Origin of the sequence: Lederbergia citrisecunda, from assembly GCF_018343695.1 — a bacterium.
Classification (GTDB): Bacteria; Bacillota; Bacilli; order Bacillales; family Bacillaceae_C; genus Lederbergia; species Lederbergia citrisecunda.
The window spans coordinates 904,715-930,492 of the sequence record NZ_JAGYPJ010000001.1; the positions used below are offsets into that span (position 1 = coordinate 904,715).

27 protein-coding genes are annotated in these 25,778 nt (G+C 37.1%); all 27 read left to right on the forward strand.

All coding sequences use genetic code 11. The features are described 5' to 3' along the window. Positions 1–52 precede the first annotated feature (52 nt). On the forward strand, positions 53–715 hold the full coding sequence (gene sdaAB / locus KHA93_RS04525) for an L-serine ammonia-lyase, iron-sulfur-dependent subunit beta (protein ID WP_213109636.1): 663 nt from the start codon (positions 53–55) through the stop codon (positions 713–715). 228 nt (positions 716–943) lie between these two features. Then, complete coding sequence (sdaAA, locus tag KHA93_RS04530; RefSeq protein WP_213109637.1) at positions 944–1,831, forward strand: L-serine ammonia-lyase, iron-sulfur-dependent, subunit alpha; 888 nt, start codon at positions 944–946, stop codon at positions 1,829–1,831. After that, positions 1,824–3,872 carry an ATP-dependent DNA helicase RecG gene (gene recG, locus KHA93_RS04535; RefSeq protein WP_213109638.1) on the forward strand — a complete coding sequence of 683 codons (2,049 nt, stop codon included), beginning with the start codon at positions 1,824–1,826 and terminating at the stop codon, positions 3,870–3,872. The genes sdaAA and recG overlap by 8 nt, the downstream gene beginning before the upstream one ends. 99 nt (positions 3,873–3,971) lie before the next feature. Then, positions 3,972–4,553: a transcription factor FapR gene (gene fapR, locus KHA93_RS04540; protein ID WP_213109639.1), complete on the forward strand. Its 582-nt coding sequence runs from the start codon at positions 3,972–3,974 to the stop codon at positions 4,551–4,553. Further along, on the forward strand, positions 4,550–5,539 hold the full coding sequence (gene plsX / locus KHA93_RS04545) for a phosphate acyltransferase PlsX (protein WP_213109640.1): 990 nt from the start codon (positions 4,550–4,552) through the stop codon (positions 5,537–5,539). Before fapR ends, plsX begins: the two co-directional genes overlap by 4 nt. Positions 5,540–5,541: 2 nt before the next feature. Next, on the forward strand, positions 5,542–6,489 hold the full coding sequence (gene fabD / locus KHA93_RS04550) for an ACP S-malonyltransferase (protein ID WP_213109641.1): 948 nt from the start codon (positions 5,542–5,544) through the stop codon (positions 6,487–6,489). Next, the gene (fabG, locus tag KHA93_RS04555) at positions 6,486–7,229 is read left to right on the forward strand and encodes a 3-oxoacyl-[acyl-carrier-protein] reductase (RefSeq protein ID WP_213109642.1); all 744 of its coding nucleotides are present in this window, start codon (positions 6,486–6,488) and stop codon (positions 7,227–7,229) included. Before fabD ends, fabG begins: the two co-directional genes overlap by 4 nt. Before the next feature lie 89 nt (positions 7,230–7,318). Next, positions 7,319–7,552, forward strand: a complete 234-nt coding sequence (locus KHA93_RS04560) for an acyl carrier protein (protein WP_213109643.1) — start codon at positions 7,319–7,321, stop codon at positions 7,550–7,552. 325 nt (positions 7,553–7,877) lie between these two features. Then, on the forward strand, positions 7,878–8,627 hold the full coding sequence (gene rnc, locus KHA93_RS04565) for a ribonuclease III (protein ID WP_213109644.1): 750 nt from the start codon (positions 7,878–7,880) through the stop codon (positions 8,625–8,627). Between the two features lie 331 nt (positions 8,628–8,958). Continuing rightward, entirely contained in the window at positions 8,959–12,525 is a 3,567-nt protein-coding gene (smc, locus tag KHA93_RS04570) for a chromosome segregation protein SMC (RefSeq protein WP_213109645.1), read from the forward strand. Between the two features lie 19 nt (positions 12,526–12,544). Then, the gene (ftsY, locus tag KHA93_RS04575) at positions 12,545–13,540 is read left to right on the forward strand and encodes a signal recognition particle-docking protein FtsY (RefSeq protein WP_213109646.1); all 996 of its coding nucleotides are present in this window, start codon (positions 12,545–12,547) and stop codon (positions 13,538–13,540) included. Between the two features lie 105 nt (positions 13,541–13,645). Continuing rightward, positions 13,646–13,978, forward strand: coding sequence for a putative DNA-binding protein (locus KHA93_RS04580; protein WP_432806342.1), 333 nt, complete (start codon positions 13,646–13,648; stop codon positions 13,976–13,978). 11 nt (positions 13,979–13,989) lie between these two features. Then, positions 13,990–15,336 carry a signal recognition particle protein gene (gene ffh / locus KHA93_RS04585; protein ID WP_213109648.1) on the forward strand — a complete coding sequence of 449 codons (1,347 nt, stop codon included), beginning with the start codon at positions 13,990–13,992 and terminating at the stop codon, positions 15,334–15,336. 95 nt (positions 15,337–15,431) lie between these two features. Further along, positions 15,432–15,704, forward strand: coding sequence for a 30S ribosomal protein S16 (rpsP, locus tag KHA93_RS04590; protein ID WP_213109649.1), 273 nt, complete (start codon positions 15,432–15,434; stop codon positions 15,702–15,704). A gap of 11 nt (positions 15,705–15,715) precedes the next feature. Then, entirely contained in the window at positions 15,716–15,949 is a 234-nt protein-coding gene (locus KHA93_RS04595) for a KH domain-containing protein (protein ID WP_213109650.1), read from the forward strand. Positions 15,950–16,341: 392 nt separating this feature from the next. Next, positions 16,342–16,734: a YlqD family protein gene (locus KHA93_RS04600; RefSeq protein WP_213109651.1), complete on the forward strand. Its 393-nt coding sequence runs from the start codon at positions 16,342–16,344 to the stop codon at positions 16,732–16,734. A gap of 4 nt (positions 16,735–16,738) precedes the next feature. Beyond that, a complete protein-coding gene (rimM, locus tag KHA93_RS04605; RefSeq protein ID WP_213109652.1) occupies positions 16,739–17,254 on the forward strand; it encodes a ribosome maturation factor RimM in 516 nt (171 codons plus the stop codon). Next, positions 17,254–17,973, forward strand: coding sequence for a tRNA (guanosine(37)-N1)-methyltransferase TrmD (gene trmD, locus KHA93_RS04610; RefSeq protein ID WP_213109653.1), 720 nt, complete (start codon positions 17,254–17,256; stop codon positions 17,971–17,973). The genes rimM and trmD overlap by 1 nt, the downstream gene beginning before the upstream one ends. A 152-nt stretch (positions 17,974–18,125) precedes the next feature. Then, entirely contained in the window at positions 18,126–18,470 is a 345-nt protein-coding gene (rplS, locus tag KHA93_RS04615) for a 50S ribosomal protein L19 (RefSeq protein ID WP_213112770.1), read from the forward strand. A gap of 220 nt (positions 18,471–18,690) precedes the next feature. After that, a complete protein-coding gene (gene lepB, locus KHA93_RS04620; protein WP_213109654.1) occupies positions 18,691–19,233 on the forward strand; it encodes a signal peptidase I in 543 nt (180 codons plus the stop codon). A gap of 20 nt (positions 19,234–19,253) precedes the next feature. Further along, complete coding sequence (ylqF, locus tag KHA93_RS04625; protein ID WP_213109655.1) at positions 19,254–20,111, forward strand: ribosome biogenesis GTPase YlqF; 858 nt, start codon at positions 19,254–19,256, stop codon at positions 20,109–20,111. A gap of 43 nt (positions 20,112–20,154) precedes the next feature. Beyond that, the gene (gene rnhB, locus KHA93_RS04630; RefSeq protein WP_213109656.1) at positions 20,155–20,925 is read left to right on the forward strand and encodes a ribonuclease HII; all 771 of its coding nucleotides are present in this window, start codon (positions 20,155–20,157) and stop codon (positions 20,923–20,925) included. 13 nt (positions 20,926–20,938) lie between these two features. After that, a complete protein-coding gene (locus KHA93_RS04635; protein ID WP_213109657.1) occupies positions 20,939–22,225 on the forward strand; it encodes a hypothetical protein in 1,287 nt (428 codons plus the stop codon). Beyond that, a complete protein-coding gene (locus KHA93_RS04640) occupies positions 22,222–22,512 on the forward strand; it encodes an EscU/YscU/HrcU family type III secretion system export apparatus switch protein (RefSeq protein ID WP_213109658.1) in 291 nt (96 codons plus the stop codon). The genes KHA93_RS04635 and KHA93_RS04640 overlap by 4 nt, the downstream gene beginning before the upstream one ends. A 77-nt stretch (positions 22,513–22,589) precedes the next feature. Then, positions 22,590–23,750 carry an ADP-forming succinate--CoA ligase subunit beta gene (gene sucC, locus KHA93_RS04645; protein WP_213109659.1) on the forward strand — a complete coding sequence of 387 codons (1,161 nt, stop codon included), beginning with the start codon at positions 22,590–22,592 and terminating at the stop codon, positions 23,748–23,750. Between the two features lie 55 nt (positions 23,751–23,805). Next, a complete protein-coding gene (gene sucD / locus KHA93_RS04650; RefSeq protein ID WP_213109660.1) occupies positions 23,806–24,708 on the forward strand; it encodes a succinate--CoA ligase subunit alpha in 903 nt (300 codons plus the stop codon). 230 nt (positions 24,709–24,938) lie between these two features. Beyond that, the gene (gene dprA / locus KHA93_RS04655; RefSeq protein ID WP_233711046.1) at positions 24,939–25,655 is read left to right on the forward strand and encodes a DNA-processing protein DprA; all 717 of its coding nucleotides are present in this window, start codon (positions 24,939–24,941) and stop codon (positions 25,653–25,655) included. The last annotated feature ends 123 nt before the right edge of the window (positions 25,656–25,778 follow it).

Below are 25,778 nucleotides of genomic sequence, written 5' to 3' on the forward strand. Positions count from 1 at the left end.
AATAGAAGGGTCTATCCCTTCTATTTCCTTGTGAATAGAAAGGAAGATATCAATGAAATATAAGAGTGTCTTCGATATCATAGGGCCTGTGATGATAGGTCCTTCTAGTTCCCATACTGCAGGTGCAGCTAGAATTGGAAGAGTTGCTCGAAGCTTGTTTGGAAGGGAGCCTAAGTGGGCAAAAATTTCATTATATGAGTCTTTCGCTAAAACATATCGGGGACACGGAACAGATGTGGCGATCGTTGGTGGCCTTCTTGATTTTGATACAGATGATAAACGAATTATTAAAGCTTTGGAAATTGCCAAAGAACATAATATTCAATATGAGTTTATAGAGGAATCAGCTGTTGCTGAACATCCTAATACTGCTCGGATTATAATCGGTGATGAAAATGGTGAACTCGAGCTAGTAGGAATCTCAATCGGCGGAGGTAAAATTGAAATAACTGAGCTGAATGGTTTTCACTTAAAATTATCAGGTCATCATCCTGCTATTCTAGTCGTGCATAATGACCGTTTTGGGGTTATTGCATCGGTATCGAATATTCTCGGGTCCCACGAAATTAATATTGGTCATATGGAAGTTTCCAGAAAAGAAATAGGAAAAATGGCACTTATGACGATAGAAGTGGATCAGAATATTAATGAATCAATTATTGAAGAAATCAGCAAACTTCCAAATATTACACAAGTTGCTCGTGTTGTTGATTAAGGATGTTTTCATAAAGTTTGTTGTTTTTTGTAAAAGCGCAAAAGCCGGCTTTTACACTTATTCAATAAAATTTAGCTGTCCTGATAAGTTGGCAGCTCTTTTCTCGGCCGTATGATTCATTTTTGAAGTTTAAATCCATTTATTATAAACATTTATATGAAAAAGCAACACGTTTGAGAAAAGAGCCTTGATTAAATAGCACCTAAGAGTTAGGAAGGAGGATTAGGAATGTTTAAAAATGTTTCTGAATTAGTCCATCTCGCCGAAACACAAAATAAACAAATATCGGAAATTATGATTGAACAAGAAATGGAAGTTACGAATCGAAGCCGCAAGGAGATCATTGCGCAAATGGATAAAAATTTGACAGTAATGGAAGAAGCGGTCGAACGTGGCATAAGAGGTGTAACCTCACATTCGGGGCTTACTGGCGGGGATGCAGTTCTTTTGCAAAATTATATTAAAAAAGGTTCCTTTTTATCTGGAGAAACTATCTTGGACGCGGTTAGTAAAGCTGTTGCAACGAACGAAGTCAATGCTGCAATGGGGACGATCTGTGCAACTCCGACAGCTGGATCAGCGGGGGTAGTCCCAGGAACATTATTTGCTGTCCGCGATAAATTACAACCAACAAGAGAACAAATGGTGAAGTTTTTATTTACATCCGGTGCGTTTGGATTTGTAGTTGCAAATAATGCATCTATTTCGGGAGCTGCGGGTGGTTGCCAAGCTGAAGTTGGATCAGCAGCTGGAATGGCTGCAGCGGCTATTGTAGAAATGGCTGGAGGAACCCCTTCTCAATGTGCAGAAGCGATGGCTATTACATTAAAAAATATGCTGGGTCTCGTTTGTGACCCGGTTGCAGGATTAGTTGAAGTACCGTGCGTAAAAAGAAATGCTATGGGTGCGGCTAATGCAATGGTTGCAGCAGATATGGCACTTGCTGGTATTACGAGTCGAATCCCTTGTGATGAAGTTATTGATGCGATGTTTAAAATTGGCCAACAAATGCCTAGATCTTTACGAGAAACTGCTGAAGGAGGGTTGGCGGCAACTCCAACCGGTAGAAGTTTAGAGGCTAAAATTTTTGGGGTACCGCGTGTAAAACGTGATTAACTCTTTGGAACTGCCTACTACTGTATTAAAAGGAGTAGGTGAAGAAACTGCTGAAAACTTAAAGGCTATGGGTATTAACGATATTGGTGATTTATTACAATATCTCCCCTTTCGATATGAGGACGTCAGACTTCGGGATTTAGCGGATGTTTCTCATGATGAAAAAATCACTGTGGAAGGAAAGGTCCACAGTGAGCCGTCTGTCATGTATTATGGGAAGAAAAAAAATAGAATCACTATCCATCTGTTAGTTGATCGATATTTGATTAAAGTGACTTTTTTTAATAGAGCTTATTTAAAAGGACAATTATCTCCACAAGATGTGGTTACCGTTACAGGGAAATGGGATAAGCACAGGCAAACAATTACCGGGCAGGATATAAAAATAGGTCCTCAATCACAAACAGTAGATTACGAACCGGTATATCCTGTGAAATCACCAATTACTGTTAAGGCTCTTCGTAGATACATTGTTCAAGCTTATAGTGAATATGGTGGAGAAATAGAAGAAACTTTACCTTCTCAAATTCTGAAACAATATAAATTACCCGCAAAAAAAGAAGCTCTTCGAATCATGCATATTCCTCATTCGCCGGATGAGGTGAAGAATGCTAGGCGTAGGTTTGTTTATGAGGAATTTCTTTATTTTCAATTGAAGATGCAAGCCTTTCGCAAACTTGAAAGGGAGCAATCTAAAGGAGTATCACTACATTATAAATTGCGTGAAATAAAGGATTTTATTTCATCTCTGCCATTCCAACTAACAAATGCCCAGAAAAGGGTTGTGAATGAAATATGCTCAGATTTGAAATCCCCCATAAGAATGAATCGACTTCTTCAAGGAGATGTAGGATCTGGAAAAACAGCGGTGGCGGCCATTTCTCTATATGCATGTGTAACCGCAGGATATCAAGGTGCACTAATGGTGCCGACAGAAATTCTTGCTGAACAACATTTTCAATCACTATCAGGATTATTATCACGAACCAATGTTAATATTGAACTACTTACAAGCTCAGTAAAGGGGAAGAAACGACAGGAGCTATTAGAAAGACTTAAACTAGGTGAGATTCATATATTAATTGGAACGCATGCATTGATCCAAGATGATGTGAATTTCCATAAACTAGGTCTTGTCATCACGGATGAGCAGCATCGTTTTGGTGTCGAACAAAGAAGGATTCTCCGTGAGAAAGGGGAAAGTCCAGATGTCCTTTTTATGACAGCTACTCCGATTCCGAGGACACTTGCTATTACAGTGTTTGGAGAAATGGATGTGTCTATTATTGATGAAATGCCATCAGGACGAAAAGCCATTGAAACGCATTGGGCGAAACACAACATGGTAGATAGAATTTTGGATTTTGTTGAAAAGGAATTAAGTAAAGGCAGACAAGCTTATATTATCTGTCCCTTGATTGAAGAATCAGATAAACTTGACGTTCAAAATGCGATTGATGTTTATGATCTGCTATCCAATTATTTTCATGGGAAATTCAAAGTAGGTCTTATGCACGGTAGACTTCCAGCGACTGAAAAAGAAGAAATTATGAGAGATTTTAGTGAAAATAATATACAACTACTCGTTTCCACAACAGTTGTGGAGGTTGGTGTAAATGTTCCGAATGCAACTGTAATGATCGTATATGATGCTGAAAGGTTTGGTCTATCACAACTCCATCAGCTAAGAGGTAGAGTAGGTCGCGGTAGTGAACAATCGTATTGTATATTACTGGCCGATCCAAAAACAGATGTCGGAAAAGAACGGATGCGCATTATGACTGAGACAAATGATGGATTTGTTCTTAGTGAAAGGGACTTGGAGCTTCGAGGGCCAGGTGACTTTTTCGGTAAAAAACAAAGTGGTCTACCGGAATTTAAAGTTGCAGATATGGTACATGATTATCGTGCGCTTGAGACAGCAAGAAATGATGCAATAAAATTAATTGAACAAAAAGAGTTTTGGACGGAAAAAGAATTCGAACATATGCGCAAATATCTTCAAGATTCCGGTGCATTTTCTGGAGAAAAACTAGACTGAAATATTCATAAGGAGTGGCGTTATTGTTGCGCTAAACTCCTTATTTTTATATACTACTGTTAATACCTAGTCTTAATATCGTGAATGGTGATGAAAAATATGAGAGTATCAAAAAAAGATCGCCAAAGAATGTTGAGCCAAACAATTAATGAAAATCCTTTTATTACAGACGATGAATTAGCAGAAAAATTTTCAGTCAGCGTTCAAACAATTCGGCTGGACCGTATGGAATTGGCGATACCTGAATTAAGAGAAAGAATTAAAAATGTAGCAGAAAAGCATGTTGCGGATGAGGTTAAGGCATTGCCTATAGATGAAGTTATTGGAGAAATCATCGATATTCAGCTTGACCAAACCGCCATATCCATCTTTGATGTACAGCAAGAACATGTCTTCAAACGAAATTCAATCGCTAGGGGGCATCATTTATTTGCACAAGCTAATTCTTTAGCTGTAGCTGTCATTGATGATGAACTTGCCCTTACAGTAAAAGTAAATATTCATTTTACTAGACCTGTAAAAGCAGGTGAAAGAGTAGTCGCAAAAGCAAAGGTACGTAAGCAAGGATGGCCATCTGATAGGACGATAGTGGACGTGATGAGTTACGTTGGAAATGAATTAGTTTTTAAAGGGGAATTTGAAATGTTTCGATCAAGTCTTAAAGAAGGTGGGCCAAAATGAAAATAGCAATAGATGCAATGGGAGGCGACCGTGCCCCTGAGGAAATCATTCAGGGTGTCAATAGGGCTTCCCAAGATTTTTCTGATACCGAATTCTTGTTATATGGTGATGAAGCACAAATAAAAAAATATTTAACCGCTCATAAGAATGTTCAAATTATCCACACAGCAGAAAAAATTGAAGCTACCGATGAACCTGTTAAAGCAATTCGTCGAAAAAAAGATGCTTCTATGGTAATGATGGCACAAGCCGTTAAAAATGGTGAAGCTGACGCATGCATTTCGGCGGGCAATACGGGGGCGCTAATGGCGGCAGGCTTATTTGTCGTGGGAAGGATTAAAGGGATTGATAGACCTGCTCTAGCCCCTACATTACCTACCCTAGATGGAAAAGGCTTTGTTATGCTTGACTTAGGTGCTAATGCTGATGCAAAACCTGAACATTTACTACAATATGCGATTATGGGAAATATATATGCAGAAAAAGTAAGAGGGATTAAAGCACCAAGAGTTGCTTTATTAAATATTGGATCGGAAGAAAACAAAGGTAATGATTTGACTAAAAAAGCATTTGAATTACTAAAATCTGCCAATTTGAATTTTATTGGAAATATTGAATCCCGCGACTTATTGGAAGGACATGCAGATGTTGTTGTAACAGATGGTTTTACAGGGAATGTAGTTTTGAAGTCAATCGAAGGGACGGCATCGTCTGTTTTTTCCATGCTTAAAAATGTAATGACTGGAAGCTTAAAAAATAAACTTGCTGCAAGCCTTCTAATGTCCGATTTAAAAGGCTTGAAAAAAATGATGGACTATACAGAATACGGCGGAGCATGTTTATTTGGCTTAGAGGCACCTGTTATTAAAGCACACGGTTCGTCTAATGCAAATGCAATCTATCATGCTATTCGTCAAACCCGTGAAATGGTAAGACATAAAATATCTGAAACGATTAAGGAAGCTGTAGACGAAGGGAGATCATAAGTATGGGGAAAATAGCATTTGTTTTTCCAGGGCAAGGCTCGCAAACTGTAGGAATGGGGCAAGCCGCTGTTAATGAAAATAAAAAATCAAAAGAAATATTCGAGATAGCTGATAATCGATTAGGAAGGGAGCTTTCTTCGATTATTTTTAACGGGCCACAAGATTTACTCACGAAGACGGTGAATGCACAGCCAGCTCTTTTAACAACAAGTATTGCATTATTGGAATATTTAAAAGAAGAAGGCATTACTCCGGACTATACAGCAGGACATAGCCTTGGGGAATACTCAGCTTTGGTAGCGAGTGGTGCAATTAATTTTTCGGATGCCGTTTATGCCGTTTCAAAACGTGGTGAATTTATGGAAGAAGCGGTTCCAAATGGTGAGGGGACGATGGCGGCAGTATTGGGATTAGATCGAGGCATTCTAAAGGAAATCACAGATACGGTTACAAAAGAAGGACATTCAGTTCAGTTGGCAAATTTAAATTGCCCTGGTCAAATTGTCATTTCCGGATCAGTGTCCGGAGTGGAAAAAGCCGGCGAACTTGCGAAGGAAAATGGAGCAAAAAGAGTTTTACCTTTAAATGTTAGCGGTCCTTTCCATTCAGAGTTAATGAAACCAGCTGCAGAGAAATTTACATCCATTCTAAATGAAATAAATATTATAGATGCTCAAGTTCCTGTAATTACAAATGTTACGGCTAATTCTATTAATAACAAAGAAGATATAAAGGAAAAGTTAATCGAGCAGCTTTATTCCCCAGTATTATGGGAAGATTCAGTCGAGAAAATGATTGAGCTAGGAGTCGATACTTTTATTGAAATTGGTCCGGGGAAAGTTTTATCTGGACTCATTAAAAAAGTAAATAAAAATGTACGTGTTTTTTCAGTACAAGATCCTGATAGTTGTGAAGCTACATTAAATGCGTTGAGAGGTGAAGGCGAATGAAGTTAGAAGGTAAAACAGCAATTGTAACAGGTGCTTCAAGAGGAATTGGTAGAGCAATTGCAATAGCGTTCGCGAAAGAAGGCGCTGATGTCGTTGTCAATTATGCTGGTAGCGAGGAAAAAGCGAAGGAAACGGTAAATGAAATTATTGAAATGGGTAGAAAAGCCTTCGCATTTCAATGTAATATTTCGAATGGTGAATCTGTCCAAGAAATGGTTAAAGAAACGATCCAACAATTTGGGAAATTAGACATTCTTGTAAACAATGCTGGCATTACCCGTGATAACTTACTGATGCGAATGAAGGAAGATGAATGGGATGATGTTATTAATACAAACTTAAAGGGAGTATTCCTTTGTACGAAAGCTGTTACAAGACAAATGATGAAGCAAAGATCTGGAAGAATTATTAACGTATCATCGATTGTCGGAGTAAGCGGAAACCCTGGACAAGCTAATTATGTAGCTGCAAAAGCAGGTGTTATCGGATTAACAAAAACAAGCGCTATGGAATTAGCTCCGAGAGGCATAACTGTAAATGCAATAGCCCCAGGTTTCATTACGACTGATATGACGGACCAACTTCCGGACGATGTAAAAGAAACGATGCTTAAACAAATTCCACTTGGGCAATTTGGTGAAGCGGAAGATATTGCAAATCTTGCGATCTATCTTGCATCAGATGACTCAAAATATATGACAGGTCAAACGCTTCATGTTAACGGTGGAATGTTTATGTAATAAAGATTCACTTTACAAGAAAATTTCTTTTAGGCTTGTTTATCTTTAATGGGATATCCTATATAATGTTTTGAGGGGAGGTGAATCAAATGGCAGATACACTTGAACGCGTAACAAAGATTATTGTTGACCGTTTAGGCGTCGAAGAATCTAAAGTAACGCTTGAAGCTTCTTTTAAAGATGACTTAGGAGCGGATTCCCTAGATGTTGTAGAACTTGTCATGGAATTTGAAGATGAATTTGATATGGAAATTTCCGATGATGATGCAGAAAAGATCGCAACAGTAGGCGACGCTGTCAATTACATAGAAAGTAATAAATAGTCGCTTGAGTAAGTGATGTCCCGCCTGAAAGCAGACGGGACATTTCTACTTTAAATAAGGCTTTTTTCTTAAATTTTGTTGTTTTCAATTTTCAAATGAGTTTTTAATGATTAGAGAAAAGATGTCCGGAACATGATACTAATGGTATTAAATTGTTATTAAAAAACAATCTTCCATAATCAAAACAACAATTTTTGCGAAAAAAGCTTTAAATAAAGGCTTTGTTAAAAAGCATTGTTGATTTTCATATTATGTTTATTGGAGTGTAAATCGACATACAAGGTTAACAGAGTCTAAATAAAAGATGTAGCAAGGTGGATAGCAGATGCGGAAATCATATCGTGAAAAAAATACAATGAATAAAATAATTCGTAGCTTTAAAGAGTTTCAAGAAAAACTTGATCTCCATTTCAATGATGAAAATCTATTAATGCAAGCATTTACACATTCGTCTTATGTGAATGAGCATCGTAAAAAACCATATGAAGATAATGAAAGACTAGAATTTTTAGGCGATGCCGTATTGGAACTATCGGTTTCACAATTTTTGTTTAGAAAATATCCAATGATGAGTGAAGGGGAATTAACTAAGCTGAGAGCGGCAATCGTTTGTGAACCCGCCTTGGTAGGTTTCGCGAATGAACTCAATTTTGGTGAATTCGTTTTACTTGGAAAAGGCGAAGAAATGACGGGGGGACGATCGCGTCCTGCTCTGCTCGCCGATGCATTTGAAGCGTTTATTGGAGCATTATTTCTTGACCAAGGATTGGAAACAGTTATTTCATTTTTAGAAAAGGTTATTTTTCCAAAAGTTGATTTAGGTGCTTTTTCTCATGTGATGGATTTTAAGAGCCAATTACAAGAATATGTCCAAAGAGATGGTTCAGGTGCTTTGGAGTATACGATCCTTCAAGAAGATGGACCTGCCCATAATCGGATATTTGTATCACAAGTATCCTTAAATAATGAAGTGCTTGGAGAGGGAGCCGGCCGTTCCAAAAAGGAAGCTGAACAGCATGCCGCCCAAATGGCTTTAGGGAAGCTGGAAGAGTTTGGATCGAGTGATGTATTTTAATGAAGAATTTGTAAAAGATCATTGCTACGTTTATCATCTTGTGGATTGTAGCGGAATTCAACAGTTCTGTTTGCACTATTATCATTCATAAGAATGTATATTTCCAAAGGTTATAAATGTCTATTTAAAGCTTTAATGTCTAGCTCCAGCGCGTATCGACTAATACATCCGTTTGATAAATCAACATCGATTTGTCCTATCGGACGTATCGTGTTGCCTTATCACGAGGCTGAGACTGAAAAGGAAATTCGACAGACCCACATCCTGTGGGTCTGTACTGTACGTCGATAATCAAGGCGCTTGCGCTTTTTTTTTACAGGGAGTGATATTTTTGTACCTTAAACAACTAGACATAATTGGATTTAAATCCTTTGCAGAAAAAGTGACGATTGAATTTGTTCCAGGAGTAACGGCGGTAGTAGGACCTAACGGAAGTGGAAAAAGTAATATAACAGATTCCATTCGCTGGGTACTAGGTGAGCAATCGGCAAAATCATTACGCGGGGGAAAGATGGAGGATATTATTTTTGCGGGTAGCGATTCCAGAAAACCTCTTAATTTTGCTGAAGTGGCGTTGACTTTAAATAATGAGGATGAGGCATTACCGATAGATTATAATGAGGTTTGTGTAGCTCGACGGGTTTTCAGGACAGGCGAGAGTGAGTATCTATTAAATGGGCAAAGCTGCAGACTAAAAGATATCATCGATCTATTTATGGATTCAGGCCTTGGAAAAGAAGCGTTTTCAATCATAAGCCAAGGGAAGGTTGAAGAAATCTTAAATAGTAAACCCGAAGAAAGAAGGACTATTTTCGAGGAAGCGGCTGGCGTTTTAAAATATAAGACGAGGAAAAAGAAAGCAGAAGGTAAACTACAAGAAACTAGCGATAACCTAAATCGTGTCAACGACATTCTTCATGAACTTGAAAGTCAAATTGAGCCTTTAAAAATACAGGCATCAATCGCTAAAGATTATCTTGAAAAGAAAAAAGAGCTTGAAAATCATGAGGTGGCATTAACAGTACATGAAATTGGAGTTTTGCATGAAAACTGGGAGACCTCAAAACAAGAATTACATAAATTGACAGCAAGAGAAGCGGAACTATCCAAAAAAATTCAAATGAATGAAGAGAAGTTGGAAAACGAAAGAAATAAGCTTGCTTTATATGATGATACAATTGCAAACTTTCAGTCTGAGTTGCTGACAGCGACTAAAGATTTAGAGAAGCTCGAAGGACGACGTGAAGTATTAAAAGAACGAAAACGAAACGCGACTCATAACACTGAGCAGCTGAAAAAAAATATTGATGATGCAAATATAAAAGTGTCTCAAATTACGGAAAAACGTAATGCAACTAAAAATGAAGTAAGCCTAAAAGAAGCAGAAGTTCAGAAATTACAAAAAGAACTTGAAGAGAACAGAAAACAGCTGAGCCAATTAGATGATACGATTGAAGATACGATTGAATCACTAAAAAGCGATTATATTGAAGTACTTAATGAACAGGCTTCTGCCAAAAATGAAATGCAATATTTAGACCAGCAGCTAAATCAACAGATTGCGCGAAGTAATCGTTTAGATGGGGAAAATAAGAAGTTCATTGAGGAAAGAAGTAATATCGCAGAACAACAAAAAGCAAAGATGGAAGAAATGCAATTACTTGAAAAAGAAATTGCAACTCAATTAATTCAATATAATGAAACAAAGAAAAATATTGATTCATTGTCTGAGCATTTAGAAAAACAAACATCCATGCTGAATCAAGCAAATCAGTTTATTCAAAAGGCTCAATCGCGTAAAGAAGCACTTGAAGAAATGGAAGATGATTATACGGGATTTTTTCAAGGTGTTAAAGAAGTATTAAAAGCGAGGGACAATATTCTGCAAGGGATAGAAGGCGCAGTTCTTGAATTAATTCAAGTTCCGAAAGAATATGCTAAAGCAATTGAAATTGCACTCGGCGGCTCAATGCAAAACATCGTCGTTAAAACCGAAAAGGATGCAAGAGAAGCTATACAATTTCTAAAAAGGAAACAATATGGAAGAGCTACTTTTTTACCTTTAAATACGATAAAGGAAAAGAGTATTCAGCCTAGCCAAGAAATGATGATTGCTTCACACCCATCCTTTATCGGCATAGCCTCCAACCTTGTAAAATTTAAGAGTGATTATGCGCCAGCTGTTAATAGTCTTCTTGGAAATATTATTATTGCTAGAGATTTAGCTGGTGCGAATCAGTTAGCAAAAATACTCCAGCATCGTTATAGAATTGTTAGCTTGGATGGGGATGTTGTCAATCCTGGTGGCTCAATGACGGGTGGGGCGTCTAAACAATCGACAGGTTCCTTGCTAGGAAGAAAAAGCGAGTTAGAAGATATAAAAGTAAAGCTGGAAGATATGAAAGAAAAAACTGCTATTCTCCAAGATTCGTGGGAGAAAGCGCGAAATAATTTAACTATTGAAGAAAAGATGCTTGAATCCATTCGTTCAAAAGGTGAAGAGCTTCGCATAAAACAAAATGAAGTAGAATCGACCCTTGCTCAAATAAATATAAATAAAAAGAATATAGATGATCGCCTAGCTGTTTATGATCTTGAAACATCCGAACTAAAAGCGGAGAAAAACAAAATCGATGACAGAATTAAGGCGCTTTCTGAAATAATTTCAACTTGTGAGGGAAAAATCCAGTCTTTAAATGAGCGGATTGAACAATTAACAGTACAACGAAATGATGAAAGAATATCAAAAGATTCATTAGCAAAAGAGATTACAGAATTATCCTCGTTGCTTGCTGTTGCTAGGGAACAATTATCATCTACACGAAATACTTTCCATTCTCTTAACAATGAATTAACGGAATTGACAACACATAAAAATGCTTTAATCGAAGATCTTCAATGGCTTGAAAGTGAAATGACAGGACACTCATCCAATGAAGACGAGCTTGTGGAAGAAGCGCTAAAGAAAAAAGTGGAAAAAGAGGAAATTGAACATAAATTATCCATCCAACGAGAGGAAAGACTTCATCTACAAATTTCAATAGAACAAAGGGAAGCGGAACTTAAAGAGTTGAAAAGAGTTTATAACGGGATTACGGTTATGCTAAAAAATGAAGAAGTAAAAAGCAACCGTTTAGATGTTGAACTTGATAATCTTCTAAATAAATTAAGAGAAGAATATACGTTATCGTATGAAGGTGCAAAGGAAAAATACACTTTAACGTTGCCAGTTGAAGAAACGAGAACGAAAGTAAAACTGATAAAAATTGAAATTGCCGAGTTAGGTTCTGTGAATATGGGCGCTATCGAAGAATATGAAAGAGTTTATGAACGTTATCATTTCCTGAAAGAGCAACAGACGGACTTGTCTGATGCTAAAGATCATTTATTCCAGGTCATGGATGAAATGGATAGTGAAATGGAAAAAAAATTCAGCATGACATTCTTTGATATTCAAAGTGAATTCGAAGGTGTATTTAAAGCATTATTCGGTGGTGGGAGAGCGGAATTAACGCTCACAAATCCTGATGATATGTTAAATACCGGTGTTGATATCGTCGCACAGCCTCCAGGAAAAAAATTACAAAATCTTAGCCTCCTCTCTGGAGGGGAACGTTCCCTGACAGCAATCGCACTATTATTTTCAATATTAAAAATTCGTCCTGTCCCATTTTGCGTGCTCGATGAGGTAGAGGCTGCATTGGACGAAGCGAATGTTCAGAGATTTAGTCATTACCTTACAGAATTTAGTAAGGAAACGCAGTTTATTGTAATCACACATAGGCAAGGAACAATGCAGGGAGCAGATGTTTTATATGGAGTGACGATGCAAGAATCTGGTGTATCGAAAATTGTTTCCGTCAAATTGGAAAAAACGAACGAAATGGTGCAAATATAACGAATCGAGGTCGTGTTAAGTGAGTTTTTTTAAGAAATTGAAAGAGAAATTTACTTCTTCTACTGATCAAGTCTCTACAAAATTTAAAGAGGGGCTAGCGAAAACAAGAAATCAGTTCTCTGGAAAAATAAATGATCTTGTTTCACGTTATCGCAAGGTCGATGAAGATTTTTTTGAGGAGCTTGAAGAAATTTTAATTCAAGCAGACGTTGGATTTGAAACTGTAATGGAAATAGTGGAACAACTAAAAATTGAGGTTAAGAAAAGAAATATTAAAGATCCTGTGGAAGTTCAATCGGTCATCTCAGAAAAATTAGTCGAAATATATGAATCTGGAAACGAATATTCAAATCAATTGAATATTCAAGATGAAGGGTTAACTGTTATTTTAGTTGTTGGAGTAAATGGTGTTGGAAAAACAACGACGATTGGAAAGCTCGCACATAAGCTTATAGAAGATGGAAAAAAAGTAATGCTTGCTGCAGGTGATACTTTTCGTGCTGGTGCAATTGACCAATTGGAGGTATGGGGTGAACGTGTAGGAGCAGATGTCATCAAGCAAGCTGAAGGCTCTGACCCTGCAGCAGTTATGTATGATGCTTTACAAGCTGCAAAATCTCGTAATGTTGATGTGCTTATTTGTGACACAGCTGGAAGATTACAAAATAAAGTAAACTTAATGAAAGAATTAGAAAAGGTAAAACGCGTTATTGAGCGAGAAGTTCCAGAAGCTCCTCATGAAGTGTTATTAGTTTTGGATGCAACAACTGGCCAAAACGCTTTAATACAAGCTAAAACCTTTCAAGAAGCTGTTCGTGTTAGTGGGATTGTGTTATCCAAGCTAGACGGTACGGCAAAGGGCGGAATAGTAATTGCCATCCGCAACGAACTAAACATTCCTGTAAAGTTTGTTGGACTTGGGGAGAAAATGGATGACCTTCAAGAATTTGACGCAGAAAAATATGTGTACGGACTTTTTTCTGATGCAATAGAATCATCCGAGAATCTTGATTAATAATGAGTTCGCGTTTTATATCTCAAGGATGTTGACTTTTTTATAATAGAAATGTATGATTTGGGTGTAAAGGATTTTAACTTAACAAGGGGGATTTGTATGACAATGCTAGAGAAAACAACACGCATTAATTATTTGTTTGATTTTTATCAAGCGCTGTTGACTCCTAAGCAACGTAGTTATATGTCCCTATATTATCTCGATGACCTTTCACTTGGTGAAATTGCGGATGAATATGAGGTAAGCCGCCAAGCGGTATACGATAATATTAAACGCACGGAAGCCATGCTTGAGGAATATGAAGAAAAATTGCAGTTGTTCCAAAAATTTCTGGAGCGCAGCAATATTATCGAGCAAATGGAAAAAAGTTTGTCTCTTGGAAAGTTGGACACTTCCAAGATAGAACATTCATTAGTACTGCTTAAGGAATTGGATTAGGGGGCGGCAAAATGGCATTTGAAGGATTAGCCGACCGGTTGCAAGCGACAATGCAAAAAATCCGGGGTAAAGGAAAAATAACGGAAGCTGACGTGAAGGCAATGATGCGTGAAGTTCGCCTTGCATTGCTAGAAGCGGATGTTAATTTCAAGGTCGTTAAGCAATTTATTTCAAAAGTAAGTGAAAGAGCAGTCGGTCAGGAGGTAATGAAAAGCCTCACTCCCGGCCAACAAGTCATCAAAGTTGTAAAGGAAGAACTTACAGAACTGATGGGCGGCGAACAAAGCAAAATTGCGGTTGCTAGTAGACCGCCGACTGTCATCATGATGTCTGGACTGCAAGGGGCAGGTAAAACAACGACAACTGGAAAGCTGGCCAATTTATTGAGGAAGAAATACAATAGAAAGCCATTACTCGTTGCCGCTGATATTTATCGACCTGCTGCAATTAAACAATTGGAGACACTTGGAAAACAATTAGATCTCCCTGTTTTTTCTTTGGGTGACAAAGTAAGCCCTGTGGAAATTGCTCAAAAGGCTATAGAGAAAGCTAAAGAAGATCATCATGATTATGTTCTTATTGATACTGCAGGAAGACTGCATATTGATGAAGAACTAATGAATGAACTGAAAGAAATTAAAGAAGTCGCAAAGCCTGATGAAATTTTCCTCGTAGTTGATGCTATGACAGGGCAAGACGCAGTAAATGTTGCACAAAGTTTTAACGAGTTACTTGACATTACCGGAGTTGTTCTCACGAAGCTTGACGGAGATACACGTGGTGGTGCGGCATTATCCATTCGTTCTGTTGCCGAAAAACCGATTAAGTTTGTAGGTATGGGCGAAAAAATGGATGCTTTGGAGCCTTTCCATCCAGAGCGGATGGCCTCAAGGATACTTGGAATGGGTGACGTGCTTACCTTAATTGAAAAGGCTCAAGCTTCAGTAGATGAAGAAAAAGCGAAAGAATTGGAGCAAAAGTTCCGTACTGCTTCATTTACGTTGGATGATTTCCTCGATCAATTAGGTCAGGTTAGAAATATGGGACCTCTCGACGAGTTATTAAAAATGATGCCTGGGGCCAATAAAATTAAAGGTATGAATAATCTTCAAGTAGATGAGAAACAAATTAGTCATGTCGAAGCAATCATTCGTTCTATGACGACAACAGAAAAAGAACAGCCAGAAATTATTAATGCAGGTAGACGTCGACGTATTGCAAAAGGAAGCGGCACAACTGTTCAAGAAGTTAATCGTCTTCTAAAGCAATTTGACGAAATGAAAAAAATGATGAAACAAATGACTGGCATGCAGCAAAAAGGGAAGAAGCGCGGAGGCTTTAAATTACCTTTTATGTAAATTATTTTAATGTGTTAAGAAAAAATACTTTACAAACAAATAAAACATCTGATATTATACTATCTTGTGTGAAACTATTCGGAGGTGCTATTAAAATGGCAGTAAAAATTCGTTTAAAACGTATGGGAGCAAAAAAATCTCCTTTCTATCGTATTGTTGTAGCTGACGCTCGTTCTCCACGTGATGGACGTATCATTGAAGAAATTGGAACATATAATCCAGTCTCTCAACCAGCTCAAGTTGCAATTAATGAAGAAACAGCTCTTAAATGGCTTCAAGATGGTGCAAAACCATCTGACACTGTTCGCAACTTATTTTCTAAGCAAGGCATCATGGAAAAATTCCATAACGTAAAGAATAGTAAGTAATTGTGATAGTCATGAATAATCTAATTTTGTCGATTGTAAAGCCGATTGTTGATTATCCCGATGAGGTTCGGGTACGTGAAGTAGTAGAAGATCAACGTATTACGTATCACCTTTCCGTGCATGAACATGACATTGGAAAAGTGATTGGGAGACATGGTAGAGTTGCAAAAGCAATTAGAACAGTAGTCTATGCCGCAGCAGGATTAAAACAACATAAGAAGGTTTACATGGAAATCGACGAATAGGGAGGCATAATACCTCCCTTTTTTGTTTATTATTACGTAGCTTTGTTAAAAGTTTATTATTGGTAGCGGTGGCGGGAGATTCCTGCAGGAAAAACGGGTTACTAAGGATCCACAGGGGCAAACACTCGAGGTCATAAAACAACATCGCTAGGGAAGTTAAAGAACAACTCCTGAGCTAGAGAACGTTTACTTGTCGCTCCTGAACAAATTCTACCGCTTTTCTAACCTCGTCATGATTCCTCTATCTCAGTCAATGCATAAATAATTCATACGTTACTAGAAAGTCGTTTCCATTATTACTGTGGCCATGGAAAATACGTATCCGGAGCGAAAATCAACCGATAAGTTTAACATAGCAATTTACATATACAAGTCTAGCGGAGGATGATATTATGAGAATTCTCCAAACCGTTTCTGTTAAACAGGTTTTAACAGAAATGAGTAAGTATAAACTACTAAAAAAATATAAAAATAATAAACAACAGCTGAAAAAGGAATGCGACCAGCTTCTTTTTGAGATGAAAAAATTAGAGAGAACACGTAAGTTTACTCAAACTGGATTGAAAACCCAGTTTGACAAAGAAATTGCAATGCGCAAGGAAAAAGTTAAGCTGATAGACTTTCAAATCGAACAGCTTGATTTGCTACCAATTGGAAGTGAACTTCACGATCAAGATATACAAGCGATTATTGATATTAAAGTTGGAGATAATTGGGAAGAAATAACAAAAGGGAAAACGATTGTTATAACAGATGGGATCATCACGGAAATACGGGAGAGGTGAAAGTATGAATTGGTTTAATGTGGGAAAAATTGTAAACACTCACGGTATTAAAGGGGAAGTAAGGGTAATTTCGAAAACGGATTTTCCAGAAGAAAGATACGCCCCAGGGAGCCTACTTTATCTTTTTTTACCAAAGAAAAAAGAGCCTATCGAATTAATTGTAAACACCCATCGTAAACATAAAAATTTTGATTTACTTACATTTGAAAACTATTCAAATATAAATGATGTCGAACTTTGGAGAGAAGGCATTTTAAAGGTTACTGAGGAACAACTAAATGATTTGCCTGAGGGTGAATACTATTTTTACGAAATTATTGGATGTACTGTCATTACAGAAGACGAAGAAGAAATTGGCATAGTGAAAGAAATTCTCTCACCAGGAGCAAACGATGTATGGGTTGTTAAAAGAAAAGATGGCAAGGAATTTCTGATTCCTTACATAGAAGATGTGGTTATAGATATTTCGGTAGAGGATAAGAGAATTATTATTAATCCAATTGAAGGGTTACTAGAGTAATGAAAATAGATGTATTAACTTTATTTCCAGAAATGTTTTCAGGGGTCTTCGGTTCATCCATTTTGAAAAAAGCAGTAGAAAAAGAGGCGGCCTCTTATAATGTTGTAAATTTTCGAGAGTTTTCAAATGATAAGCATAAAACTGTCGATGACTATCCATATGGCGGGGGAGCCGGAATGGTTTTAAAGCCTCAGCCAATCTTCGATGCAGTTGATCATTTAAAAAAGGATAGTAAAGCGAATCCTCGCATCATTTTGCTTTGTCCTCAAGGGGAAACATATACTCAGAAAAAAGCGGAAGAATTGGCAAAAGAGGATCATTTAATTTTTATTTGTGGTCATTATGAAGGATACGATGAACGGATAAGAGAAAATCTAGTCTCAGATGAAATATCGATTGGTGATTATGTTTTGACTGGCGGCGAACTTGGTGCGATGGTTGTAATAGATTCAGTCGTTCGCTTGCTGCCCGGTGTGCTTGGAAATGAGGATTCACCTATTTATGATTCTTTTTCATCAGGATTATTAGAACATCCCCATTATACTCGTCCAGCTGATTTCAGAGGGATGAAAGTCCCGGAAGTCCTTTTATCCGGGAACCATCAGAAAATAAATGAGTGGCGTGAAAATGAGTCACTCAAAAGAACAAAAAGTAGACGTCCTGATTTACTAGAAGAATACCTCCGAGAAAAAAATAAAAAAGTTGATCATCTAGACTAAGATTTCTTAAAAGTTACAATTGCAATCAATATATGTGTATGTTAATATAGTTTTTGTGGCTAAGGCTGATAAGCCTTGTTAAGCCTGTAACAACGGTGTTCCGCTGCATGTTTCCCGTTTGCAAGAGCGTCGGTTGGAAGGAGATGAATACGATGCACAAAATTATTGAAGAAATTACTAAAGATCAACTTCGCAATGATCTTCCGGCATTTCGCCCTGGTGATACTGTTCGTGTCCATGTTAAAGTTGTTGAGGGTACACGTGAAAGAATTCAGTTATTCGAAGGGTTAGTGATTAAACGCCGTGGTGGCGGTATCAGTGAAACTTTCACTGTCCGTAAAATATCTTATGGTGTAGGGGTTGAGCGTACATTCCCTGTTCACACTCCAAGAATTGCGAAGCTAGAATTAGTGCGTCGCGGTAAAGTTCGCCGTGCGAAGCTTTACTATCTACGTAAATTACGTGGAAAAGCAGCTCGTATCAAAGAAATTCGATAAAAAGATTGTTTTATTCTATGGTCATCATGACTGGAATGTAACAATGGCAAAAAAGGAAAAGGAGCTTGTAATCAAGCTCCTTTTATTCATATTTGATAACCGTATAAGAAAATATACTTATTATGATAAATATCAAATGATTAATGTTTATTTTTCATATACAATAGTGTATACATAAGTAAAAGCTATTAATGATTTGACTTTATTGGATGGTGAAACGATGACTAAAGAAAAAAATGAACTATGGGAATGGACGAAAGCACTCCTTATTGCGATTGGACTGGCAGCTATCATTAGGTATTTTCTATTTGCTCCGATTGTTGTTGATGGTTACTCTATGATGCCTACTCTTCATAATGGGGATCGAATGATTGTTAATAAACTTGGAAAACCACAGAGGTTTGATATCATCGTTTTCCATGCACCGGAACAAAAAGATTATATAAAGCGTGTAATAGGATTACCGGGCGATACAGTTGAATATCGTGATGATACGCTCTATATTAATGGTAAACCTTATGCAGAGCCGTATTTGGATGCTTACAAAAGTCAAATAGTTGAAGGACCGTTAACGGAAGATTTTACATTAGAAGAAACTCCCGTTGGTCAAAAGACAGTACCTGAAGGCGAACTATTTGTGATGGGTGACAATCGCAGATCAAGTAAAGATAGTAGACATATTGGCTCTATCCCGCTAGAAAAAGTTATAGGAGATACAAATATAGTTTATTGGCCTTTTAAAGATATTAGATATGTTAAATAGATGGTTGGAGGAATAGATTCATGACAATACAATGGTTCCCTGGGCATATGGCAAAAGCTCGCAGGGAAGTGACAGAAAAACTTAAATTAGTCGATATAATATTTGAACTAGTTGATGCAAGAATCCCTGAATCATCCTCTAATCCTATGCTGCAAGAGATTATTCAACATAAACCAAGACTAATTTTATTAAATAAAGCGGATATGGCAGATCGCACATTAACGAATCAATGGATTAACTTTTATGCAGAAAATGGCCAAATGGCTTTGTCTATCAATTCACAAGCCGGGACAGGTGTAAAAGAAATTGTGAAAGCTGCTGAAAAAATTTTACAAGAAAAAATAGAACGTCAAAGGGCAAAAGGAATAAGACCTAGGGCAATCAGAGCAATGATTGTTGGCATTCCTAATGTGGGAAAATCAACTTTGATCAATCGACTAGCAAAACGTAATATAGCAAAAACAGGGAATACACCCGGTGTCACAAGGGCTCAGCAGTGGATAAAAGTTGGTAAAGAACTCGAACTCCTTGATACTCCAGGGATTTTATGGCCGAAATTTGAAGATCCCGAAACGGGGTATAAGCTAGCTTTGACAGGAGCAATTAAGGATACATTGCTTAATATGCAAGATATTGCCGTTTTTGGTCTTACATATTTGCAAGAGTGTTATCCTGAAAGACTGTTAGAACGTTATCAATTAACTGAGTTCCCGGAAGAAATATCCGTATTATTTGATAAGATTGGTCAGCTAAGAGGATGTCTTACTTCGGGTGGAGAGGTAGATTATGACAAAACAGCTGAAATCGTCATAAGAGATCTTAGAATGCAAAAATTTGGCAATCTAACCTTTGATATCCCGGAAAGAAAGCCTGAATAAGATCCCGTAATGGGGTCTTACATTTTTTTTATGGAGATAGAAAATGATAAAAACATCAATCCAAGAAATAAGAAAACTAATTGAAAATGTTCAAGATGAGAATGATCCGTTATTGGAAGAACTATCAGTAGATTCAAGAAAAGGAGTAAAAGATTTACTGGATAAATGGCATCAAAAGAGAAAGCAGGAAAAAGCTGATCGTGAACATTATAAATTAATGGAAGCTTATGAAGTAAAGGCAAGGTCAGAAGGTTTTACATTCATTGCTGGTATTGATGAAGTTGGCCGTGGTCCTCTTGCCGGTCCTGTTGTATCAGCCGCTGTAATCCTTGAAGAAACCTCATATATTCAAGGGTTGAATGATTCCAAAAAATTAACAGAGAAAAAACGTGAAGAATTGTTCAAAGAAATAATGGCTATTGCAGTTTCGGTTGGAATTGGTATTGTTTCGGCGGATGAAATCGATAAAGTTAATATTTATGAGGCTACTAAAAAATCCATGTTGGCAGCTGTACAAAATTTAAGTATCCAACCAGATTATTTATTATTAGATGCAATGAAAATAAATAGTATTTATCCTGAAACATCAATCGTTAAAGGAGATGCCAAAAGTGTATCGATTGCTGCAGCCTCTATTGTTGCGAAGGTAACAAGAGACCGAATGATGAAGGAATATCATAATCAGTATCCTCAATATGGTTTTCATTTACATATGGGCTACGGTACAAAGCTTCATCTTGACGCATTAAACGAACATGGACCATGTCCAATACATAGAAATACATTTGCTCCAATAAAAAAACTGTTTGAATAGAGGTGGCACAATAATGGTCATGCAAGCAGTCATGAGAGCTTTGTTTCAAAATCAAGATTCTCTTCCTCAAAGCTCTTTCCAATTTAGGGAAGGGCAGATTTTTTATGGCGTTATTCAAAAACTATTTCCAAATCAGCACGCAGAAATCCGAATGGGTGTCCATAAACTAATCGCAAAATTAGAAGTTCCGTTATCAGTTGGGAAAGGTTATTGGCTTCAAGTAACCTCTAATGAGGGTGCTCCTAAGTTAAAACTTCTTAATCCTTCTAACCAAATTAGTATAACTGAGAAAGAATCAACAGCTAATCTATTACAGCAATTAGGGCTTCCAAACGATAAAAATAACCAATCATTAGTTAGACTTTTAATAAACGAACATTTATTTTTAACAAAAGAGGAACTTGTTCGTGCTGCTCAACTTATTAAGCAATCACATAATCCAGAAGATGGACTTCAAATTATTAAATTCATGTCTCAAAGAAATTTGCCATTTAATGAAAGCATTTTTCATTCACTCATAGCATCGGGAAAAAATGAATCGACGGCACATTTATTAAAATCCTTACAAGCTTCATTAACAGTTGAAGAGAGTCACCTTAATTCAGCAGGAAAAGAAATCTTAAGATTGCTAAAATCTTGGGAAACAGAAAATGTAGAACAATTACCATATACACGGCAAGATGCATTAAGGACTATGAAACAATGGCTGCAAAGAACAGGGATTTTTTATGAAAATACGTTACTAAGTCGTGAGATTCAATATGAATCGTTGAAAGAAACTATTAAACCGTTATTAGTAGCATTTCAACAAGAATCTCAAACCATCCAAAGCGAAGCCAAAACAATTGCCGAGCAACTATTATTTAGAATGAATGGTTTTCAATTACAATCATCGGAAAATGGACCAATTCATCATCTTTTATTTGAAATTCCCATTAATCTAGGGCGTTATCAATCTGAGCTCGTCATGCAATGGTCTGGGAAAAAGACGGATGAAGGTAAAATTAGCTCAGATTTTTGTCGGATTATTTTTTATCTAAATTTGGAGTATTTGAAGGAAACAATGGTTGATATGCAGGTGCAAAATCGTATTGTAACAGTAAGCATCTTGAATGACAGTAATGAACTACAAAAACTCTCGAAGGAAATGTTGCCCGCGGTAGCATCTGGATTGAAGGAATTGGGGTATCAATTGTCTTCATTGAATTTTAAAGTACCTGATGATCTTAAGAAACGAGATTCCAAGAGTAATATTTATCATTCAAAACAATCCTACATGGGAGTGGATATTAGAATATGAGTAATCGAAGGGATCTACCAATAAACGAAGCTGTAGCTCTACACTATATGAGTGATGTACACGAAGCTCCAATTGTACTAGCTAAGGGAAAAGGGGTCATCGCGGACAATATATTAGCTATAGGGAGAGAGCTCGATATTCCTGTTCAACAAGATCCAACTCTTGTAGAGTTATTAGGTCAATTAAATATTAACGAAACAATCCCTGAGGATTTGTATAATGCGGTTGCTGAAATTTTTGCATTTATATATTGGTTGGATAAACGAAAAGGAAACGTCCATCAATAATATTGGACATCCGATAAGCGTTTTAATACAATATATAAGGCAATCTATTTTTAGACATTGTGATTGGAGGATGCAAAATGAATATCCATGAATATCAAGGTAAGGAAATCCTCAGAAAATATGGGGTTTCTGTACCTAATGGAAAAGTTGCTTTCACGGTTGAAGAAGCTGTTGAAGCAGCAAAAGAGCTTGGTTCCGCTGTAAGTGTTGTAAAAGCGCAAATTCATGCTGGTGGCCGAGGTAAAGCTGGCGGTGTAAAAGTAGCTAAAAACTTAGATGAAGTACGTACATATGCCAAAGAAATACTAGGGAAAACTCTAGTTACTCATCAAACAGGACCGGCTGGGAAAGAAGTTAAACGCCTGTTGATTGAAGAAGGCTGTGATATTAAGAAGGAGTATTATGTTGGTTTAGTTGTGGACCGTGCTACGGATCGTGTCGTCTTAATGGCTTCAGAAGAAGGCGGTACTGAGATTGAAGAAGTAGCAGCAAATACACCTGAAAAAATCTTTTATGAAGTAGTGGATCCAATTGTAGGATTAACAGGATTCCAAGCGCGTAGAATCGCATTTAATATTAATATTCCAAAAGAGCTTGTCGGCAAGGCTGCTAAATTTATGATTAGTCTATACCGTGCCTTTGTAGACAATGATTGCTCCATTGCAGAAATCAATCCATTAGTTGTTACTGGTGATGGTAACGTTATGGCTCTTGATGCAAAATTGAATTTTGATTCTAATGCTCTCTACAGACATAAAGATATTCTTGAATATCGTGACCTTGATGAAGAAGATGAAAAAGAAATCGAGGCATCTAAATATGATTTAAGCTATATTTCACTTGATGGAAATATCGGTTGTATGGTAAATGGTGCTGGCCTTGCAATGGCTACTATGGACATCATTAAATATTACGGCGGGGATCCCGCTAACTTCCTTGATGTTGGGGGCGGTGCGACAGCTGAGAAAGTAACGGAAGCATTTAAAATTATCCTTTCGGATGAGAATGTTAAAGGTATTTTTGTAAATATCTTTGGTGGGATTATGAAATGTGACGTTATTGCAACTGGTGTTGTTGAAGCAGCTAAACAAGTAGGACTTGAAGTACCACTTGTTGTAAGACTAGAAGGAACGAATGTTGATTTAGGTAAGAAAATATTGAATGAATCCGGATTAAACATCATTGCTGCTGAATCAATGGCAGACGGTGCCCAAAAGATTGTTGGATTAGTCGGTTAATAACAATTTGTGACTACACTGTCTGCACCGAGAAAACTGAAAGGTAGGGAAAATAATGAGTGTTTTTGTCAATAAAGATACGAAAGTAATCGTGCAAGGAATCACAGGATCTACTGCACTTTTCCATACGAAACAAATGCTTGAATATGGCACGAAAATAGTCGGCGGCGTAACACCTGGTAAAGGTGGAACAGAAGTTGAAGGAGTTCCTGTTTTTAACACTGTAGAAGAAGCAGTAAAAGCTACGGGAGCTAATGCATCCGTTATTTATGTTCCGGCACCATTTGCTGCAGATGCGATTTTAGAAGCAGTAGACGCTGAACTGGATCTTGTCATTTGTATTACAGAACATATTCCTGTTCTTGACATGGTAAATGTAAAACGTTATATGGAAGGTAAGAAAACACGTCTTGTCGGACCGAACTGTCCTGGAGTCATCACATCGGATGAATGTAAAATCGGAATTATGCCAGGGTATATTCATACAAAAGGCCATGTAGGAGTAGTATCTCGTTCTGGTACTTTAACATATGAGGCTGTTCATCAGTTAACTCAAGCTGGAGTAGGTCAATCTACTGCAGTCGGAATCGGGGGAGACCCTGTTAACGGAACAAACTTTATCGATGTGTTAAAAGCATTTAATGAAGATCCTGAAACTGAAGCTGTCATCATGATCGGTGAAATCGGCGGTACAGCTGAAGAAGAAGCTGCAATATGGGTTAAAGCTAACATGACTAAGCCAGTTGTTGGCTTTATTGGTGGACGTACTGCACCTCCTGGGAAACGTATGGGACATGCCGGTGCCATCATTTCCGGTGGTAAAGGTACAGCTGATGAAAAAATCCGCGTTATGAATGAGTGCGGCATTGAAGTTGCAGATACACCATCAGTTATCGGAGAAACACTTATTAAAGTGTTAAAAGATAAAGGTCTGTACGAAAAGTGTAAAACACACTAAAATATAATCATTTCACCAAAATAGCCTCTCATTAAGAGGGGCTATTTTGTAAATCTTATTAAAGGAGTTTGGTTGATATTTTTAACAAAAAGCTGTTCCACCTCGTTCATTCCAGTTTTTTAACGAATTCATCCATTAGAAAGCTTCTAAAACATAATCCCCAATTGAAAAATCTTTACAAGATGCCCCTAACACAACTTAAACAAATTTTTCAATTCGATTCCAGTTCAATGGAAAAATTCACTAAAGAATTCTTATCCATCGATGTGCATAAACTTATTAAACTATATAACTCTAAAAACATATTTTATATTACTTATAATGATCCTGAATATCCAAGGCAATTAAAAGAAATTCATGACCCTCCCCTTATCTTATTTTATATGGGAGACAAATCCTTATTATCCAAGCCCTCCATTGCTGTTGTTGGGGCTCGAGCAGCTAGTCAATATGCACTTAAGGGACTTGATTTTATTTTGCCTCAATTAATAAAGAATAATATAGTTATAGTAAGTGGGTTAGCAAAAGGAACAGATACGTATGCGCACGAAAAAACGATCAACTTTGGAGGAAAGACGATTGCAGTTCTTGGTGGAGGATTTTTTCATTTATATCCTTCAGAAAATAAAGCGCTTGCAGGAAAAATAGTCAAAAACCATTTGCTTTTATCTGAATATCCTCCAATAATTAAGCCAGAAAGATGGCATTTTCCGATGAGGAATCGCATTATAAGTGGACTTGCAAAAGGAACAGTAGTAATTCAGGCAAAAAAGAGAAGCGGTTCGTTAATAACGGCAGATATGGCATTAGAAGCCGGCAGGGAAGTTTTCGCATTGCCTGGACCAATCAACGATTCACTTTCTGAAGGAACGAATCATCTCATACAACAGGGTGCTAAATTAGTTACTTCCGGAAGTGATATTTTAGAAGAAATAATTTTAGACTAAACATAAGCCTTTTCGTTTTGAGCCTTGTAAAATCAATTGTTAATTAAATTACTACGGTGATTGCAGCGGAAACCAACATAAAAGTTCAACGGACCAAAAATAAAAAGCTTGCATTTACTTATA

Bases quoted from the DNA above. Each gene is read 5' to 3' on its own strand.
- sdaAB (WP_213109636.1), top strand. From the start codon at position 53: ATGAAATATAAGAGTGTCTTCGATATCATAGGGCCTGTGATGATAGGT.
- sdaAA (WP_213109637.1), top strand. From the start codon at position 944: ATGTTTAAAAATGTTTCTGAATTAGTCCATCTCGCCGAAACACAAAAT.
- fapR (WP_213109639.1), top strand. From the start codon at position 3,972: ATGAGAGTATCAAAAAAAGATCGCCAAAGAATGTTGAGCCAAACAATT.
- plsX (WP_213109640.1), top strand. From the start codon at position 4,550: ATGAAAATAGCAATAGATGCAATGGGAGGCGACCGTGCCCCTGAGGAA.
- fabD (WP_213109641.1), top strand. From the start codon at position 5,542: ATGGGGAAAATAGCATTTGTTTTTCCAGGGCAAGGCTCGCAAACTGTA.
- fabG (WP_213109642.1), top strand. From the start codon at position 6,486: ATGAAGTTAGAAGGTAAAACAGCAATTGTAACAGGTGCTTCAAGAGGA.
- KHA93_RS04560 (WP_213109643.1), top strand. From the start codon at position 7,319: ATGGCAGATACACTTGAACGCGTAACAAAGATTATTGTTGACCGTTTA.
- rnc (WP_213109644.1), top strand. From the start codon at position 7,878: ATGCGGAAATCATATCGTGAAAAAAATACAATGAATAAAATAATTCGT.
- KHA93_RS04580 (WP_432806342.1), top strand. From the start codon at position 13,646: ATGCTAGAGAAAACAACACGCATTAATTATTTGTTTGATTTTTATCAA.
- ffh (WP_213109648.1), top strand. From the start codon at position 13,990: ATGGCATTTGAAGGATTAGCCGACCGGTTGCAAGCGACAATGCAAAAA.
- rpsP (WP_213109649.1), top strand. From the start codon at position 15,432: ATGGCAGTAAAAATTCGTTTAAAACGTATGGGAGCAAAAAAATCTCCT.
- KHA93_RS04595 (WP_213109650.1), top strand. From the start codon at position 15,716: ATGAATAATCTAATTTTGTCGATTGTAAAGCCGATTGTTGATTATCCC.
- KHA93_RS04600 (WP_213109651.1), top strand. From the start codon at position 16,342: ATGAGAATTCTCCAAACCGTTTCTGTTAAACAGGTTTTAACAGAAATG.
- rimM (WP_213109652.1), top strand. From the start codon at position 16,739: ATGAATTGGTTTAATGTGGGAAAAATTGTAAACACTCACGGTATTAAA.
- trmD (WP_213109653.1), top strand. From the start codon at position 17,254: ATGAAAATAGATGTATTAACTTTATTTCCAGAAATGTTTTCAGGGGTC.
- rplS (WP_213112770.1), top strand. From the start codon at position 18,126: ATGCACAAAATTATTGAAGAAATTACTAAAGATCAACTTCGCAATGAT.
- lepB (WP_213109654.1), top strand. From the start codon at position 18,691: ATGACTAAAGAAAAAAATGAACTATGGGAATGGACGAAAGCACTCCTT.
- ylqF (WP_213109655.1), top strand. From the start codon at position 19,254: ATGACAATACAATGGTTCCCTGGGCATATGGCAAAAGCTCGCAGGGAA.
- rnhB (WP_213109656.1), top strand. From the start codon at position 20,155: ATGATAAAAACATCAATCCAAGAAATAAGAAAACTAATTGAAAATGTT.
- KHA93_RS04635 (WP_213109657.1), top strand. From the start codon at position 20,939: ATGGTCATGCAAGCAGTCATGAGAGCTTTGTTTCAAAATCAAGATTCT.
- KHA93_RS04640 (WP_213109658.1), top strand. From the start codon at position 22,222: ATGAGTAATCGAAGGGATCTACCAATAAACGAAGCTGTAGCTCTACAC.
- sucC (WP_213109659.1), top strand. From the start codon at position 22,590: ATGAATATCCATGAATATCAAGGTAAGGAAATCCTCAGAAAATATGGG.
- sucD (WP_213109660.1), top strand. From the start codon at position 23,806: ATGAGTGTTTTTGTCAATAAAGATACGAAAGTAATCGTGCAAGGAATC.
- dprA (WP_233711046.1), top strand. From the start codon at position 24,939: ATGGAAAAATTCACTAAAGAATTCTTATCCATCGATGTGCATAAACTT.